This window comes from Streptomyces sp. NPDC058284 (assembly GCF_042881135.1).
GTDB lineage: Bacteria > Actinomycetota > Actinomycetes > Streptomycetales > Streptomycetaceae > Streptomyces.
Map to the genome: position 1 here is coordinate 1 of NZ_JBHVYE010000004.1, position 17159 is coordinate 17159.

General features: G+C 72.3%; 12 protein-coding genes. 11 read left to right on the top strand and 1 reads right to left on the bottom strand.

The genetic code is table 11. The features are described from left to right. From ACFVYR_RS07715 to ACFVYR_RS07735, 5 genes are all read left to right on the top strand, one after another. On the top strand, positions 1-327 hold a 327-nt coding region (locus ACFVYR_RS07715), incomplete at its 5' end, for an alpha-glucosidase C-terminal domain-containing protein (protein WP_384253401.1). 13 nt (positions 328-340) lie between these two features. Then, positions 341-1681, top strand: a complete 1341-nt coding sequence (locus ACFVYR_RS07720) for a maltokinase (protein ID WP_384253399.1) — start codon at positions 341-343, stop codon at positions 1679-1681. Beyond that, entirely contained in the window at positions 1575-4088 is a 2514-nt protein-coding gene (glgB, locus tag ACFVYR_RS07725; RefSeq protein WP_384253396.1) for a 1,4-alpha-glucan branching enzyme, read from the top strand. Before ACFVYR_RS07720 ends, glgB begins: the two co-directional genes overlap by 107 nt. Before the next feature lie 72 nt (positions 4089-4160). Further along, positions 4161-4694, top strand: a complete 534-nt coding sequence (locus tag ACFVYR_RS07730; RefSeq protein ID WP_384253394.1) for a GNAT family N-acetyltransferase — start codon at positions 4161-4163, stop codon at positions 4692-4694. Positions 4695-4808: 114 nt separating this feature from the next. Next, complete coding sequence (locus ACFVYR_RS07735) at positions 4809-6005, top strand: Vms1/Ankzf1 family peptidyl-tRNA hydrolase (RefSeq protein WP_384253391.1); 1197 nt, start codon at positions 4809-4811, stop codon at positions 6003-6005. A 66-nt stretch (positions 6006-6071) separates the two neighbouring features. Here the strand turns inward: ACFVYR_RS07735 and ACFVYR_RS07740 are convergent, their stop codons facing one another. Then, positions 6072-6257: a hypothetical protein gene (locus tag ACFVYR_RS07740; RefSeq protein ID WP_384253389.1), complete on the bottom strand. Its 186-nt coding sequence runs from the start codon at positions 6255-6257 to the stop codon at positions 6072-6074. A 238-nt stretch (positions 6258-6495) separates the two neighbouring features. Between ACFVYR_RS07740 and ACFVYR_RS07745 the strand changes: the two genes are divergently transcribed. The 6 genes from ACFVYR_RS07745 (at position 6496) to ACFVYR_RS07770 (ending at position 17149) form a co-directional block, all read left to right on the top strand. Further along, a complete protein-coding gene (locus tag ACFVYR_RS07745; RefSeq protein WP_384253387.1) occupies positions 6496-9561 on the top strand; it encodes an FAD-binding and (Fe-S)-binding domain-containing protein in 3066 nt (1021 codons plus the stop codon). Positions 9562-9608: 47 nt separating this feature from the next. Next, the gene (locus tag ACFVYR_RS07750; RefSeq protein WP_384253385.1) at positions 9609-11435 is read left to right on the top strand and encodes a thiamine pyrophosphate-requiring protein; all 1827 of its coding nucleotides are present in this window, start codon (positions 9609-9611) and stop codon (positions 11433-11435) included. Beyond that, a complete protein-coding gene (locus ACFVYR_RS07755; protein ID WP_384253382.1) occupies positions 11432-12559 on the top strand; it encodes an enolase C-terminal domain-like protein in 1128 nt (375 codons plus the stop codon). Before ACFVYR_RS07750 ends, ACFVYR_RS07755 begins: the two co-directional genes overlap by 4 nt. Positions 12560-12608: 49 nt before the next feature. Next, entirely contained in the window at positions 12609-14414 is a 1806-nt protein-coding gene (locus tag ACFVYR_RS07760; RefSeq protein ID WP_384253380.1) for a glycoside hydrolase family 15 protein, read from the top strand. Between the two features lie 51 nt (positions 14415-14465). Then, positions 14466-15470, top strand: coding sequence for an SDR family oxidoreductase (locus ACFVYR_RS07765; protein ID WP_384253378.1), 1005 nt, complete (start codon positions 14466-14468; stop codon positions 15468-15470). A gap of 212 nt (positions 15471-15682) precedes the next feature. Next, a complete protein-coding gene (locus ACFVYR_RS07770; protein WP_384253375.1) occupies positions 15683-17149 on the top strand; it encodes an aldehyde dehydrogenase family protein in 1467 nt (488 codons plus the stop codon). The last annotated feature ends 10 nt before the right edge of the window (positions 17150-17159 follow it).

Below are 17159 nucleotides of genomic sequence, written 5' to 3' on the forward strand. Positions count from 1 at the left end.
GAAATCCGCAAACAGAACCCCGCCTTCGGCCTCGGCTCCTACACCGAACTCCCCTCCTCCAACCCCGCCGTCATCGCCTTCCTCCGCGAATACAAAGACGACCTCGTCCTGTGCGTCCACAACTTCTCCCGCTTCGCCCAACCCACCGAACTCGACCTCCAGACCTTCGACGGACGCCACCCCGTCGAACTCATCGGAGGAGTGCGGTTCCCCGCGATCGGCGAGCTGCCCTACCTCCTCACCCTCGCGGGCCACGGCTTCTACTGGTTCCGCCTGCGCGACCACCTTCCCCTGCCCCGTCCGGTGGCCCCCGCCGTGCGCCTCTGAAGGGATGTGTCGCATGCTCAAGACCGCACCGCTCTCGCAGGACAGCCTCAGCCCGCCACTGGTGCTGAGGTCGCTGGCCGGGCTGCTCACCGAGTGGCTCCCGAAGCAGCGCTGGTTCGCGGCCAAGGGATGGCCCATCACGGATCTCTCCGTGGTGTCGATGACCACGCTGCACCCGGGCTGCCTGCATCTGCTGATCAGCACCCGCCACGACGGGACGTCGCCGCACTGCTACCAGCTCCTGCTCGGCATCCGCGAGGAACTGCCGCCGCGGCTCCACCACGCGGTCATCGGCAGGCCCACCGCGGGTCCGCTCGCCGGGCTCAGCGTGTACGACGCCCTGCTGGACCCCCGGTCCGCCGGGCTGCTCCTGGAACGTCTGCGGACACCGGGCGAGGCGGGCCCCCTGCGCTTCGAGCGCGACGCCGGGGCCGTGGTCCCCGCCGGCCTCACCCCCCGGCTCCTCGACGGCGAGCAGTCCAACACCTCACTGGTGTACGGCAACCGCTTCATCCTGAAGCTCTTCCGCCGCATCCAGTACGGCACCAACCCCGACCTGGAAGTCCCCTGGGCCCTCGCCGGCGGCGGCTGCGCACGCGTGCCCGCCCCTGTGGCCTGGTTCTGGACCACACAACCGCGCAGGACGACCCTCGGCGTGCTCCAGCCCTTCCTGCGCGACGCGACGGACGGCTGGACGATGGCGCTGCAGTCCCTCGCGGCGGGCCAGGACTTCACCGCCGAGTCGTACGAACTCGGGCGCGCCACCGCCGAGGTGCACCTGGCACTGGCCGAGGTCTTCCCGCCACGCCCGCCCGACCGCCGCGCGGGCGGCGAGCTCGCCGCCGCGATGACCGAACGCCTGGAGGCCGCCGCGAGCCAGGTGCCGGCGCTCGCTCCGTACGTGCCCCGGCTGCGCGCCGCCTACGACGCCGTCGCCGCGGGCGGCCAGGAACGGGCGGACCAGCGGATCCACGGCGATCTGCATCTGGGCCAGGTGCTGCGCGCCGGCCAGCGTTGGTTCGTCATCGACTTCGAGGGCGAACCGGCCCGGCCGCTCACCGAGCGCAGACAGTTGCAGGCCCCGGTGCGCGACATCGCGGGAATGCTCCGCTCGTTCGACTACGCGGCGCACTCCGACCGCCCCTGGCAGCCGCAGTGGGCGAACAGCTGCCGGGAGGCGTACTGCGCGGGCTACGCCGCCGCGGCGGCATGGGACCCACGCGCGGACTCCGCGCTGCTGCGGGCCCATGAGACGGACCGGGCGGTGTACGAAGCGCTGTACGAGGCCAGGCACCGCCCCGAGTGGCTGCCCGTGCCCATGGCGGCGCTCGCCCGGCTCGCGGAGGGCCCCTGACAGCGAAGCCCACCGCACTGACGAAACGTTTCTGCATTCCCTCGGTCCACCCGTCACCCTCCACCCCCACCCTCCAGAGGAGAGCTCATCCGTGGCCACCACCGATACGTCCGCTCCTGAACCGGCGGCCGCCCTCCTCCAGCGCCCCCGAGCCCGCCGCCCGAAGCCCGCACCCGCCGACACCCCGCGGGTCACCGACAGCGGCCTTCTCCCCGAGGCGCCGCTCGACGCGGAGGACCGGCACCGGCTGCTGGCGGGCACGCACCACGACCCGCATGCCGTGCTCGGCGCACATCCGGCGCCCGGCGGCATCGCCTTCGTGGTCCTGCGCCCGCACGCCGAGGCGGTTCGGCTCGTCGTGGACGGACGGAGCATGCGGCTGAACGACGTGGGCGACGGCTTCCACTCAGGAGTCCTGCCCCTGACCCCGGGCACCTCCATGCCGGAGTACGAGCTGCGCGTGACGTACCCGGACGCGGAGATCGAGACGGGCGACCCGTACCGCTTCCTGCCAGCCCTCGGCGAATTCGATCTGCACCTCATCGGCGAGGGCCGCCACGAAGAGCTGTGGCGCGCGCTGGGGGCGCACCCGATGACCCACCAGGGCACACGGGGCACCCGCTTCACGGTGTGGGCGCCGAACGCCAGGGGCGTGCGGGTCTGCGGCGACTTCTGCCACTGGGACGGAACCGCCTACCCCATGCGCTCGCTCGGCTCGTCCGGCGTCTGGGAGCTGTTCGTGCCCGGGCTCGGCGAGGGCACCCTCTACAAGTTCGACATCACGCGCCCCGACGGCAGCCACACCCTGCGCATCGACCCGATGGCCCGCCGCACCGAAGCACCCCCGGCGACCGCCTCGGTCGTCGACGTCCCGCGATACGAATGGCGGGACGCGGAGTGGATGCGGCGCCGCGGCGACGTGCCCGTCCACGAGGCGCCGTTCTCGGTCTACGAAGTGCATCTGGCGTCCTGGCGCCCGGGACTCGGCTACCGCGAGCTCGCCGAGCAGCTGCCCGCCTACGTGTCGGACCTCGGCTTCACCCACGTCGAGCTGATGCCCGTCGCCGAGCACCCCTTCGGCGGCTCCTGGGGCTACCAGGTCACCGGCTTCTACGCGCCGACCGCCCGCCTCGGCACCCCCGACGACTTCAAGCACCTCGTCGACGCGTTCCACCGGGCAGGCATCGGCGTGCTCATGGACTGGGTGCCCGCGCACTTCCCGCGCGACGACTGGGCACTCGCCGCCTTCGACGGGGAGCACCTCTACGAGCCGGCCGACCCCCGGCGCGCTGAGCACCCCGACTGGGGGACCCTCACCTTCGACTACGGCCGCAAGGAGGTCCGCAACTTCCTCGTCGCCAACGCGACGTACTGGTGCGAGGAGTTCCACATCGACGGCCTGCGCGTCGACGCCGTCGCCTCAATGCTCTACCTCGACTACTCCCGCGAGGAGGGCCAGTGGGCGCCCAACGCCCACGGCGGCCGGGAGAACGAGGACGCGGTCGCCTTCCTCCAGGAGATGAACGCCACGGTGTACCGCCGCTGCCCCGGGGCCGTCACCATCGCCGAGGAGTCGACCGCGTGGGACGGCGTCACCCGGGCCACCCACGAGAGCGGGCCCGGCGGCGTCGGGGGTCTCGGCTTCGGCATGAAGTGGAACATGGGCTGGTCGCACGACTCCCTGGAGTACGTCGCGCACGAACCCGTGCACCGCCAGTACCACCACTCGGACCTCACCTTCGCCATGGTCTACGCGTACAGCGAGAACTACCTCCTGCCGCTCTCGCACGACGAGGTCGTCCACGGCAAGCGCTCGCTGGTGTCGAAGATGCCGGGCGACTGGTGGCAGCAGCGCGCCAACCACCGCGCCTACCTGGCCTACATGTGGGCCCACCCCGGCAAGCAACTCCTCTTCATGGGCCAGGAGTTCGCGCAGGGCGCCGAGTGGTCGCAGGAGCATGGACTCGACTGGGGCCTCCTGTCGGAGGACTGGCCGGCGCGGGGCGACCACCATGGCGTGCGGGAGCTGGTGCGGGACCTCAACCACCAGTACCGGGACGCGCCCGCCCTGTGGGAGCAGGACACGTCACCGGCGGGGTTCTCGTGGGTCGTGGTGGACGCGGCGCACGACAACGTCGTGGCGTTCCTCCGGTGGGCCAAGGACGGCACCCCGCTCCTCGCCGTGTGCAATTTCTCACCCGTGGTCCGCCACGACTACGCGCTGACCGTGCCCGACTCGGCCAGCGTCTGGCGGGAGACCCTCAACACGGACGAGGCCCGGTACGGCGGCGGCGACGTCCGCAACCCTGGGCCGCTGCGGCCCGAGCCGGAGGCGGGCGCAGACGGCCGCGGACGGCTGAGCGTGACGCTCCCGCCGCTGGCCACTCTGTGGCTGCGCCCGGCGTGAGCCGAGGTCACGAGCGGTGGGCGCGGCCGGGCTGATTACCGCTGAGGCTCCCGCCTTCGGCAGGATGGGCCCATGACCGAGATCCGCACACCCCGCCTCATCCTGCGTCGCTGGCACGACGACGACCTCGCGCCCATGGCGGACATCAACGCGGACCCACGCGTCATGCACTGGGTCGACGACGGTTCGGTGTACGACCTGGACCGCACGGCGGAGGAGATCGAGCGCTGGGAGGAGGAGTGGGACGACGAGGGCTTCGGCCTCTTCGCCGTCGAACTCCTCGCCTCCGGCGAACTGGTCGGCTTCACCGGCCTGTCCGTGCCCGAGTTCCTGCCGGAGGTGAGTTCCGAGGTGGCGATCAGCTGGCGGCTCGGTTCACAGTTCTGGGGCCAGGGCTACGCCTCCGAAGCCGCCCAGGCCACCCTGGAGTTCGCCCTCCAGGACCGTGGCCTCGACCGTGTCATCAGCATCGACCGGCTGGACAACCAGGCCTCCGAGAACGTCATCCGCAAACTCGGCATGGTGCCGGAACGGGAGACGACGCACCCGGTCCACGGCTACCCGCTGCGCATCCACGCCATCGACCTCACGGAGTACCAGGCGTAACCGCTTCGCCACTCGCGACGAGGCCCCGCGGGTGGGTGTTGCATGCGGACGGCCGGGTACGCGCTCCTCGAACCGGGATGAAACCGGTGGAAACGGCGTGAACGAGGAGGAAACATGCAGCTGTCGTTCCTGGGCCCGCTCTTCGACCGCCCCGGCCCCTGGGCCACGGTGTACCTCGATCCCGGCCGGCCCGACGAGGCGGGCGCCAAGCGGCGTGAACTCTCCGTGCGGGAGGTCAGGCGCTCACTGGAGGAGCAGGGCGCCGACGCGGCGACCGCGGACGCGGTCGAGAAGGTCCTGACCCGTACGGCCGCGGCCGAGTACCCGAGCGGCCGCGTGGTCTTCGCCACCGGCGGCGAGGTGGTGCTCAGCCGCCGTCTCTCCCGGCCCCCGCAGGGTCAGATCGCGAGCTGGGCCCCGCTGCCCCACCTGACGCCGCTGCTTGAACTCGCGGGCCAGGACCCCGACTGCCTCGTGGCGTACATCGACCGCACCGGCGCCGACTTCGAACTCCGCGGCGCGGCCGGACCCCAGGACGCCGGGGGAGTGGAGGGCCGGCAGCGGCCGGTCCACCGCACCGGCTCCGCGGACTGGTCCGAGCGGCACTTCCAGCTCAAGGTGGAGAACACCTGGGAGCACAACGCGGGCGAGATCGCCGAAGCGCTGACCAGGGAGTACGAGAAGTCCGGCGCGGAGCTGGTGGTCCTGGTCGGCGATCCCCGCGAGCGGCCCTCCGTGCACGCGAAGCTCCCCGACGCCGTCCGCGAGGTGACCGTCGAGACGGAGCACGGCGGCCGGGCCGCCGGATCCGATTCGGCCGCCCTGGAGGAGGCCATCGAGCGAGCCCGTCGCCGGCACGCCGACCGGCGCGTCGAGGAGGCGCTCGACCGCTTCCGCGCCGGACGCGTCGGCACCGACAGGCCGACGGACGCGGTCGAGGGCGTTCCCGCCGTGGTGGAAGCGGCTCGTGAGCACCGCATGGACACGCTGCTCGTCAAGCCCGACGGACCGGACCTGGCCCGCGAGGTCTGGGTGGGCCCCGGACCGGACCAGATCGCGGTGCGCAGGAACGACGCGCACGCCCTGGGCGGGAGCGACCCCGTGGCCGTACGCGCGGACGACGCGCTCCTGCGGTCGGCCGCCGTGACGGGAGCCGACGTACGGATCATCCCGCTGCCCGACGAGTCGGCGCAGTCCGCGCTCGACAGGTCGGACGGGTCCGACGGGTCCGGCGGATCGGCTCGGGACGAGGCGGGAGCCGCCGACATTCCGGCCGGAGGACTCGGAGCGCTGCTGCGCTGGACGTACTAGGCGCCGCGCAGCACGTTTCGCGCTGCCCGTCCCCCCGTCCGCCCGTCCCGCGTCCGCCGGGGAGGCTTACGGGTGGTCGGGCGCCTGCTCCGGCGGCGTCCCGCCGCCCTTGGCGCCCTTGTCGGTGCCGTGGGCCGCGTTCCCCTTGCCCTGTGCGGTGCCGGGCTCCGACGCCTTGGTCGACCTGCTCTCCTGCGGGGTCGCCGCGCCCTTCTTGCTCCGCCGCAGTTCGGGCTGTTGTGGGTTCGACATGTCAGCTCGTCTCCTCGGTCGGCCGGGTTGACCCTGAAATTTTCTCATCGCCCCTGCCTTCCGGCGACTTTCCGGCGAGCGGGCAGGGCAGCGGTGCTCACCGTGTTTCCTCGTCCGTCCGGGCGGTTACCCGCTTTGAGAACCGGCGGGTTCCGGTTGTCGGACGGCGCGACAGAGGAGTGAATGAAGCCATGGAAACATCGCCAGGGCCCGGCGCCGACGCGGAAGGCACACGGTGATGGGCGCCTCCGTGGACGCCGCATCCGTGGACGTCGCCGGGCTCGAGCGTGCGCTGCTCGAACGGGTCGACGCCGAGGTGCGCTTCGACGCGGGCAGCCGTGGCGCGTACGTCACGGACGGTTCCAACTACCGGCAGGTGCCGCTCGGGGTCGTGGTCCCCCGTTCGGTCGAGGCGGGGGCCGAGGCGGTCGCCGTCTGCGCGCGGTTCGGCGCTCCGGTCCTGTCCCGGGGCGGCGGGACCAGCCTCGGCGGCCAGTGCACCAACACGGCGGTCGTCATCGACTGGACGAAACACTGCCACCGGGTCCTGTCCGTCGACCCCGAGGCGCGGACCTGTGTCGTCGAGCCGGGCCTCGTGCTCGACGAACTGAACCGGCAGCTCGCCGGGTACGGACTGAAGTTCGGCCCCAAGCCGTCCACCCACAGCCACTGCTCGCTCGGCGGCATGATCGGCAACAATTCCTGCGGAGCCTCCGCGCAGGCGTACGGCAAGACCGTCGACAACGTACGGCGCCTCGAAGTCCTGACCTACGACGGCACCCGGATGTGGGTGGGCCCGACCTCGGACGCGGAGTACGAGGAGATCATCGCGGCGGGCGGCCGGCGCGCGGAGCTGTACCGGGGGCTGCGCGAGATCATCGGCAGCTGCCTGGGCGAGGTGCGCCAGGGCTTCCCGCGCATTCCACGGCGCGTCTCCGGCTACAACCTGGACTCTCTGCTCCCCGAGAACGGCTTCGACGTCGCCCGGGCGCTCGTCGGCAGCGAAGGGACCCTCGTCACCGTCCTGCGCGCCGAACTGGAGCTGGTGCCTGCCCCTTCGACCGAGGCCATGCTGGTCCTCGGCTACAGCGACATCTGCGCAGCCGCCGACGACGTGCCGCGCCTGCTCGAACACAGTCGGCCGACACAGCTGGAGGCCCTGGACGGCCGCATGGCACAGCTCATGCGCGCAAAGGGCGCCTACCTCGACTCGCTCGACAACTTCCCGGCGGGGGAGAGCTGGCTGCTGCTGCAGTTCACCGGCGACAGCCGGGAAGAGGTCGACCAGCAGGCACGGGAGCTGCTCGCGGCGCTGGGGCGCGGCGAGCAGGACGACACCGTGGCGTTCTCCGACGACCACGACCGCGAGCAGCGGATGCTGAAGGCCCGGGAGGCCGGGCTCGGCGTCACCGCGCGCCCGCTCGACGAGCGCGAGACCTGGGAGGGCTGGGAGGACTCCGCCGTACCGCCGGACCGGCTGGGCGACTACCTCCGCGACCTCAAGGAACTCTTCGCGGAGTTCGGCTACGACCACCCGTCCCTGTACGGGCATTTCGGCCAGGGATGCGTGCACACCCGCATCCCCTTCGACCTCCTGACCGCCGACGGCGTCTCGGCCTTCCGGCAGTTCCTGTTCCGCGCCGCCGACCTCGTCTGCTCCTACGGCGGGTCGCTCTCCGGGGAGCACGGTGACGGACAGGCCCGCGGGGAGCTGCTGCCGCGCATGTTCGGCCCACGGATCATCGAGGCGTTCGGCCGGGTCAAGGCGCTCTTCGACCCCGACGACCGGATGAACCCCGGCAAGGTGGTCGCGCCCCACCGGGTGGACGAGAACCTCAGGCTCGGCACCGACTGGCGACCGGCCGGCCTGACCACGCACTTCGGCTACCCGGACGACGACCACTCCTTCACCCAGGCGGTGAAGCGCTGCGTCGGAATCGGCAACTGCCGTAGCCACGAAGGCGGCGTCATGTGCCCGTCCTACCGGGCTACCGGTGAGGAGGAGCACTCCACCCGGGGCCGCGCGCGGCTGCTCTTCGAGATGCTGGGCGGCCACGCCGACTCACCGGTCACCGAAGGCTGGCGCTCCGGTGAGGTGCGTGACGCACTCGACCTCTGCCTGGCCTGCAAGGGCTGCAAGTCCGACTGCCCCACCGGCGTCGACATGGCCACCTACAAGGCGGAGTTCCTCTCCCACCACTACGCCGGACGGCTGCGGCCCGCCGCGCACTACTCCATGGGCTGGCTGCCGCTGTGGGCCCGGCTCTCGGCGCTCGCCCCGCGCCTTGCCAACGCCGCGCTGCACGCCCCCGGCCTGGCCCGGGCGGGCAAACGGCTCGCGGGCGTCGCCGGGGAGCGCAGGGCGCCGGTGTTCGCCGAGGAGAACTTCGTCCAGTGGTGGAAGAACCGGGCGACGCCCGAGCCGGACCCGCACGATCCGCGCGCCGTCGTGCTGTGGCCGGACACCTTCTCGACGCACTTCCACCCCGCCATCGCCAAGGCGGCGGTCCGCGTCCTGGAAGACGCCGGATTCCACGTCGCGGTGCCCACCCGCGCCGTGTGCTGCGGCCTGACCTGGATCTCCACCGGCCAACTCGCCACCGCCGAGCGGGTGTTGCTCCGTACTCTCGACGTGCTGCGCCCCTGGATCACGGCAGGCACCCCGGTCGTCGGCCTTGAGCCCTCGTGCACCGCGGTCTTCCGCTCCGACGCCCCCGAGCTGCTGCCGGACAACGAAGACGCGCACCGCCTGGCCAAACAGTTCAGGACGTTCTCGGAACTGCTGGTCAACGAGGCCCCCGACGGCTGGCGGCCGCCCCGGCTCGCTCGTACCGCCACCGTGCAGACCCACTGCCACCAGCACGCCGTGATGAAGTACGACGCCGACCGGGAACTGCTGCGCCGCGCGGGCATCGAGGCCGATGTGCTGGACGCCGGATGCTGCGGACTCGCGGGCAACTTCGGCTTCGAACGTGATCATTACGGTGTGTCGATGGCGGTCGGCGAGCTCGGCGTGCTGCCCGCCGTGCGGGAGGCCGCGCCCGACGCCCTGGTGCTCGCGGACGGCTTCAGCTGCAGGACCCAGATCGAGCAGGGCGGCACGGGCCGCCGGGCGATGCACCTGGCCGAGGCCCTGGCGCTCGCCCTGGACGGCCCGCTGCCGAGCGACCACCCGGAGAAGCTCAGCTCCCGCCCCGCCGTCCCGCCCTGGGCAGGGCGCCTGGCCACCGCATCGGCGGTGAGCGCCATCGGTGCGACAGCGGCGATCGGCGTGACAGCACTGGCCCGCCGGTATCGCCGTTGACGCCCACCCCCCGTTCTTCGACCCCTCACCTCAGAAAGGCCGATTCTGTGTCCACCAAAGTCTCCGACTACGTCCTCCAGCGACTGCGTGAATGGGATGTCGAGCGCGTCTTCGCCTACGCGGGGGACGGCATCAACGGTCTGCTCGCCGCCTGGGGACGAGCGGACAACAACCCGCAGTTCATCCAGTCCAGGCACGAGGAGATGTCCGCCTTCGAGGCCGTCGGCTACGCGAAGTTCTCCGGCAAGGTGGGCGTGTGCGCGGCGACCTCGGGCCCGGGCGCCATCCATCTGCTGAACGGCCTCTACGACGCGAAGCTCGACCACGTGCCCATGGTCGCGATCGTCGGCCAGACCAACCGCTCCGCCATGGGCGGTTCCTACCAGCAGGAAGTCGACCTGCTGAGCCTCTACAAGGACGTCGCCTCCGACTTCTGCGAGATGGTGACCGTCCCCGAGCAGCTGCCCAACGTCATCGACAGGGCCATGCGCACCGCGTACGCGCGCCGGACGGTGACCGCGATCATCATCCCCGCCGACGTGCAGGAACTGGACTACTCCCCGCCGACCCACGACTTCAAGATGGTGCCCTCCAGCCTCGGCATGGCCTCGTACGCGCCGGTCCCCGCCGCGGACGAGCTCATGAAGGCCGCCGAGATTCTCAACGCGGGGGAGAAGGTCGCCGTCCTCATCGGCCAGGGCGCCCGCGGCGCGCGCGCCGAGGTCGAGCAGCTCGCCGACACGCTGGGCGCCGGGGTCGCCAAGGCGCTCCTCGGCAAGGACGCGCTGCCCGACGACCTGCCGTACGTGACCGGGTCCATCGGCCTCCTGGGCACCCGCCCGTCGTACGAGCTGATGCAGAAGTGCGACACCCTGCTGGTCATCGGCTCCAGCTTCCCGTACTCCCAGTTCCTGCCTGATCTCGACCAGGCCAGGGCGGTGCAGATCGACATCGACCCGCACATGATCGGGTTGCGGTACCCCTTCGAGGTCAATCTGGTGGGCGACGCCAAGGAGACGCTCAAGGCCCTGCTGCCACACCTCAAGAAGAAGAAGCACGGCTCCTGGCGGAAGAAGATCGAGAAGGACACCGCGCGCTGGTGGGAGGTGATGGAGCGGCGCGCCGCGGTGGAGGCCGACCCCATCAACCCCGAGTACGTGGTGCACGCGCTCGACGCCCTGCTGCCGCACGACGCGATCCTCGCCGCCGACTCCGGCTCCGCCGCGAACTGGTACGCGCGGCACCTGCGCCTGCGCGGCACGATGCGCGGCTCCCTGTCCGGCACCCTCGCCACCATGGGGCCCGGCGTCCCCTACGTGATCGGCGCGAAGTTCGCCCACCCGGAGCGGCCCGCCATCGCCATCGTGGGCGACGGCGCCATGCAGATGAACGGCATGGGCGAGCTCGTCACCATCGCCAAGTACTGGCAGGAGTGGCAGGACCCGCGACTGATCGTGGCCGTGCTCAACAACCAGGACCTCAACCAGGTCACCTGGGAGATGCGGGCGATGTCAGGAGCCCCGCAGTTCCTTCCCTCGCAGGCGCTTCCCGACGTGCCCTACGCCGACTTCGCCAGGTCCATCGGTCTCGACGGCGTACGCGTGGAGAAGCCGGGCGACGTGGAGGCCGCCTGGCACCGTGCGCTCGGCGCCGACCGGCCGTTCGTCATCGACTTCCGCACCGACCCCGACGTGCCGCCGATCCCGCCGCACGCCGACCTCGACCAGATCGAGGCCGCCGCGTCGGCCATCGTGAAGGGCGACAGCGACCGGATGGGCATGATCCGGCAGGGCTTCAAGGCGAAGGTGCAGGAGATGCTGCCGGGTCGCGGCTCCGGCGGCGACTCGAAGGCGGGGGAGTCGGACGGCGCATGAACCCCGGTGCCCTCCTCGGTGACGATCCGTCGGTGGACGGTGTGGACGTGGCCGTCTACACCGTCCCCACGGACGCGCCGGAGGGCGACGGCACCCTGACATGGAGCTCGACCACCCTGGTCCTGGTCCGGGCGCACTGCGGGGACACGGTGGGTCTCGGCTACACCTACGGGGCGCCTGCCACCGCGCCGGTCGTCACGGATCAGCTGGCGCCGGTGGTGACGGGCCGGTGCGTCTGGGACGTGCCCGGGGCGAATGAGGCCATGCATCGCGCGCTGCGCAACGCGGGCCGCCCCGGGGTGGCCGCCGGCGCCCTCTCCGCCGTCGACATCGCCCTCTGGGACCTCAAGGCCCGCCTGCTCGGCCTCCCGCTGGTGCGGCTGCTCGGCGCGAGCCGGACGACGGTGCCGGTGTACGGCAGCGGTGGCTTCACCACGTACGACGACGAACAGCAGCACCGTCAGCTGCGCGGCTGGGTCGAGGAGCAGGGCATCCCCCGCGTCAAGATCAAGATCGGTGCGTCGTGGGGGCGGGAGGAGCGGCGGGACCGCGAACGCGTCGCCCGTGCCCGGCGCGCCATCGGGGACGACGCCGAGCTGTACGTCGACGCCAACGGCGCGTACTCCGTCAAGCAGGCCGTCCGGCTCGCCCGGCACCTCGACGGCCAGGGTGTCACCTGGCTCGAGGAACCGGTCTCCTCGGACGACTTGCCGGGCCTCGCACGGATCCGTGACGCGACGGCGACCGACGTCGCCGCCGGAGAGTACGGATACACCCTGTCCTACTTCGGGCACATGCTCGACGCGGGCGCCGTGGACTGCCTCCAGGCCGACGTCACCCGCTGCGGCGGCATCACCGTATGGCTGCGCGTCGCGGCGCTCGCCGAGGCCGCGGGGCTGCCGGTCTCCGGACACTGCGCCCCGCACCTGCACGCCCATGCTGCGGCGGCCGTACCCAACATCCGCCATCTGGAGTGGTTCCACGACCACGTCCGCATCGAGCGGCTGCTCTTCGACGGCGTGCTCGATCCGGGCGGCGGCTCGATCCGGCCGGGCGCCTCCGGCGAACCCGGGCTCGGCCTGACCCTCCGGCAGGAAGCGGCCGAGCCCTACCGCATCTCCTGACCGCCGCCCGCCCCCCCCGACCCACCCAGCCCGGAGAGGACGCCGCCCCATGCACACGCCGGACCCGGCCGACACCGGCCCCGCGTTCCCTCCGCACGTGCTGCGTGAATACGCTCTGCTGGCCGACGGCGAACGGGGCGCGCTGGTCGGCCCGCACGGGGACATCGCCTGGATGTGCGCGCCGCGGTGGGACTCCGACGCCGTGTTCTCGGCGCTCGTGGGAGGAGACGGGACCTACGCCGTCACCCCGCTCGACCCCCGGCACGTATGGGGCGGCTTCTACGAGACGGGCAGCCTGATCTGGCGCAGCCGCTTCATCACCGCCGAAGGCCCCGTCGAGTGCCGGGAAGCCCTCGCCTTCCCCGGCGACCCCGACCGCGTGGTGCTGCTGCGCCGGGTCCTGGCCACGGACTGCCCCGCGCGGGTCCGCGTACTGTTCGAGCCGCGGGGCGCGTTCGGCGGCGACGCCAGCCACCACATCCGACAGCACGGCGGGGTCTGGACGGGCAGGACGGGGCCGCTGCACTGGCGCTGGACCGGCGCGGCGGACGCCCGGACGAGCCGCGCGGGCTCCGGCGGCGAGATGCTGGCCCTCGACCTGACCGTGCCGCCGGGCGGGCACCACGACCTCGTACTGGAACTGTCGCCCGGCACCCTGCCCCGCGAACCGGTGGCGGCCGACGCGGCCTGGGCCGCCACCGAGGCATCGTGGGCACGGGCCTGTCCCGAACCCGCGAGGACCATCGCGACGCGCGACGCCCACCACGCGCTCGCCGTCCTGCGCGGCCTCACCAGCAGCAGCGGCGGCATGGTCGCCGCCGCCACGATGTGCCTGCCGGAACGCTCGGGCGCCGGCCGCAACTACGACTACCGCTACGCGTGGATCCGCGACCAGTGCTACGCGGGCATCGCCGCGGCCGGCGTCGGCGCCACCGCCCTGCTCGACTCCGCCGTCGGCTTCGTCGCCGGCCGGCTCCTCCAGGACGGACCGGACCTCAAACCCGCCTACACCGTCACCGGCCACGCGGTGCCGTCCGAACGGACGCTGGACCTGCCGGGCTACCCGGGAGGCACCGACAAGATCGGCAACTGGGTGAACCAGCAGTTCCAGCTCGACGCGTACGGCGAGGCCCTGCAACTGCTCGCCGCCGCGGGCCGCGCCGACCGGCTCGACCCGAACGGCTGGCGTGCCGCGCAGACCGCCGTCGCCGCGGTCGAACAGCTGTGGAAGCGGCCCGACGCCGGCATCTGGGAGATCGACGACCGGCTCTGGACCCACTCCCGGCTCAGCTGCGTCGCCGGTCTGCGCGCGCTCGCCGCGCTGCCCGGCGCCGGCGGTGAGGTCCGGCGCCTGACCTCACTCGCCGACACGGTCCTCGCCGAGACGGCACGCACCAGCCTGCACCCCGACGGGCACTGGCAGCGGGCCCCGGACGCCCCCGACGTCGACGCGGCGCTCCTGCTGCCGCCCGTCCGCGGCGCGCTGCCCGCCGACGACCCCCGCACCCGCGCGACCCTGCGCGCCGTACAGCGGGACCTGGCCCGCGACGAGTACGTCTACCGCTTCCGCCAGGACCCGGGAGCGCTCGGCGAGGCCGAGGGCGCCTTCCTGCTCTGCGGATTCATGATGGCGCTGGCCGAGCACCAGCAGGGTCACACGGCGCGCGCCCTGCGCTTCTTCGAACGGAACCGGGCGGCCTGCGGACCGCCCGGACTCTTCTCCGAGGAGTACGACATCACCCAGCGCCAGCTGCGCGGCAACCTCCCGCAGGCCTTCGTCCACGCGCTGCTCCTGGAGTGCGCGGGGCGCCTCGCCGAGGACCCCGCGGCCGGGACGCACGACCACCCCCTGTAGCCGGCCGGCCAGTACCACCGGTCGGCACCGCCCGAAAGGACCGCCCCAGCGATGCCCCAGAACGTAGTGATCACCGGCGCCAGCGCGGGCGTCGGCCGCGCCACCGCCAAGCACTTCGGCCGACGCGGCGCCAACGTCGTCCTCCTCGCCCGAGGAGAGGCGGGGCTCCAGGGCGCCGTCCGCGATGTCGAGGAGGCCGGCGGCACGGCGCTGGCCATCCCCACCGACATGGCCGACCACGCGGCGGTCGAGGCCGCCGCCGACCGGGCGGAGCAGCGGTTCGGGCCCATCGACGTCTGGATCAACGCGGCGTTCACCTCGGTGTTCGCGCCGTTCGACGAGATCGCGCCCGAGGAGTACCGCAGGGTCACCGAGGTGACCTACCTCGGCTTCGTGCACGGCACGATGGTGGCCCTCGAACGGATGAAGGCCCGCGACCGCGGCGCCATCGTGCAGGTCGGCTCCGCCCTGGGATCGAGGAGCATCCCCCTCCAGGCGCCGTACTGCGGTGCCAAACACGCCATCAACGGCTTCACGGAAGCGCTCCGCTGCGAACTGCTGCACCAGCACAGCGGGGTGCGCGTCACCCTCGTGCAGCTGCCTGCCGTGAACACCCCGCAGTTCTCCTGGGTGCTTTCCCGGCTCCCGCGCCACCCGCGGCCCGTCGCCCCGATCTACCAGCCCGAAGTGGCTGCCCGCGCCATCGCGTTCGCCGCCGACCACCCGCGGCGCAAGCAGTACTGGCTGGGCGGCAGCACCGCCGCCACGATCCTCGCGCAGAAGTTCGCCGCACCCCTCCTCGACCGCTACCTCGCCCATACCGGCTACGACTCCCAGCAGACCGACGAACCCGAGCCGGAGCGGGAGGGCAACCTGTGGGAGCCCGTCGACCAGGCCGAGGGGAGCGACCACGGAGCCCGCGGTGGCTTCGACGACAGTGCCCACACGCGCAGCCTCCAGATGTGGGTCTCCCAGCACGCCCGCCTGCTGTCCGCCGCGGGCGCGGCCGTCGCCGTCGGTGTGGGCGGAGCGCTCGCAGGCCGCGGCAGGCGATAGCCCGGCAACAGCCGCCGCACGCCCTGGGGCATGTGCCGGAAGTGCCGGAAGGCACCTGCCCTAACCCAAACAGGTCACATCTGCGCCCAACCCTCGCCCGGCCGGTGCGTCCCCGTGGCCGGTGCGCGTTGATCGGACGATGTTGGTGCGCGGCGTGCGTGCCGGCGGATGACCCTCGGCACCGGACAGGTACGAGAGCGAGGGAGCCCACGATGCCGGAACTGTTCGTCGACGGGGAGTGGACCGGGGCCGTCCGAGGCGGACGACGGGATGTGGTCAATCCGTACGACGCGTCCGTCGTCCAGCAGGTCGACGACGCCGACGAGGCGGACGTCGACCTCGCCGTACAGGCCGCCCGGCGGGCCTTCGACCGCGGCGAGTGGCCGGGGGCGCCCACCCGGGACCGGGCGGACGTACTGCTGAGGGTGGCGCGGTTCCTCCTGCGGGACCAGGAGGAGATCGCCCATGTGGAGTCCCTCGACACCGGCAAGACGCTCGCGGAGGCGCGGATCGACGTCGAGGACGTCTCGAACGCGTTCCGCTACTTCGGCGAGATCGCCGACAAGGACGGCGGCCGGGTCGTCGACGTCGGCCCGGACGTGCTCAGCCGCGTCACCCACCACCCCATCGGGGTCTGCGCCCTCATCGCGCCGTGGAACTACCCGCTGCTGCAGGCCTCCTGGAAGGTCGCCCCGGCCCTGGCCGCGGGCAACACCTTCGTGCTCAAGCCCAGCGAGATCACCCCGCTCTCGACGATCCACATGATGCGGCTGATCGCCGAGGCGGGCGCCCCGGCCGGCGTCGCCAACCTGGTGCTCGGGCCGGGCGCCACCGTGGGCGCGGCCATGTCCGCCCACCCCGACGTGGACCTGGTCTCCTTCACCGGCGGCCTGGCCACCGGCCGCCGGATCATGGAGGCGTGCGCGCCCGGGGTGAAGAACCTCGCCCTTGAGCTCGGCGGCAAGAACCCCAACGTGGTCTTCGCCGACTGCGACTTCGAGACCGCCGTCGACCATGCCCTCGAAGCCTCGTTCCTGCACTCGGGGCAGGTCTGCTCGGCCGGCTCCCGGCTCCTCGTGGAGGACTCCCTGCACGACCGGTTCGTGGAACGCCTGGCCGAGCGCGCGAGCGCCATCCGGCTCGGCAACGGACTCGACCCGGAGACCGAGAGCGGCCCCCTCAGCTCCGCGGAGCACCGCGAGAAGGTCGAGAGCTATCTGGAGATCGCCAGGGACGAGGGCGCCCGCCTCGTCTGCGGCGGGCGCCGCCCCGACGACGCCGAGCTGTCCCGCGGCTTCTTCCTGCTGCCCACCATCTACGCCGACTGCGACCGCTCCATGCGCATCGTGCAGGAGGAGGTCTTCGGCCCGGTGGTCACGGTGGAACGTTTCCGTACCGAGGAGGAGGCCGTGGAGCTGGCCAACGACACGCGGTACGGCCTGGCCGGCGGCGTCTGGACGAACGACGCCAGCCGCGCCCAGCGCGTCGCGGCCGCACTGCGCCACGGCACGGTCTGGATCAATGACTTCCACCCCTATGTGCCGCAGGCGGAGTGGGGCGGCTTCGGCCGTTCCGGCTTCGGCCGGGAGCTCGGCCCGGCCGGCCTGCGCGAGTACCAGGAAGCCAAGCACATCTACCAGAACCTGAGGCCGGCACCCTCCGGCTGGTTCAAGGGCTGAGCGGGCACGG

Bases quoted from the DNA above. Each gene is read 5' to 3' on its own strand.
- ACFVYR_RS07720 (WP_384253399.1), top strand. From the start codon at position 341: ATGCTCAAGACCGCACCGCTCTCGCAGGACAGCCTCAGCCCGCCACTG.
- glgB (WP_384253396.1), top strand. From the start codon at position 1,575: ATGAGACGGACCGGGCGGTGTACGAAGCGCTGTACGAGGCCAGGCACC.
- ACFVYR_RS07730 (WP_384253394.1), top strand. From the start codon at position 4,161: ATGACCGAGATCCGCACACCCCGCCTCATCCTGCGTCGCTGGCACGAC.
- ACFVYR_RS07735 (WP_384253391.1), top strand. From the start codon at position 4,809: ATGCAGCTGTCGTTCCTGGGCCCGCTCTTCGACCGCCCCGGCCCCTGG.
- ACFVYR_RS07740 (WP_384253389.1), bottom strand. From the start codon at position 6,257: ATGTCGAACCCACAACAGCCCGAACTGCGGCGGAGCAAGAAGGGCGCG.
- ACFVYR_RS07745 (WP_384253387.1), top strand. From the start codon at position 6,496: ATGGGCGCCTCCGTGGACGCCGCATCCGTGGACGTCGCCGGGCTCGAG.
- ACFVYR_RS07755 (WP_384253382.1), top strand. From the start codon at position 11,432: ATGAACCCCGGTGCCCTCCTCGGTGACGATCCGTCGGTGGACGGTGTG.
- ACFVYR_RS07760 (WP_384253380.1), top strand. From the start codon at position 12,609: ATGCACACGCCGGACCCGGCCGACACCGGCCCCGCGTTCCCTCCGCAC.
- ACFVYR_RS07765 (WP_384253378.1), top strand. From the start codon at position 14,466: ATGCCCCAGAACGTAGTGATCACCGGCGCCAGCGCGGGCGTCGGCCGC.
- ACFVYR_RS07770 (WP_384253375.1), top strand. From the start codon at position 15,683: ATGCCGGAACTGTTCGTCGACGGGGAGTGGACCGGGGCCGTCCGAGGC.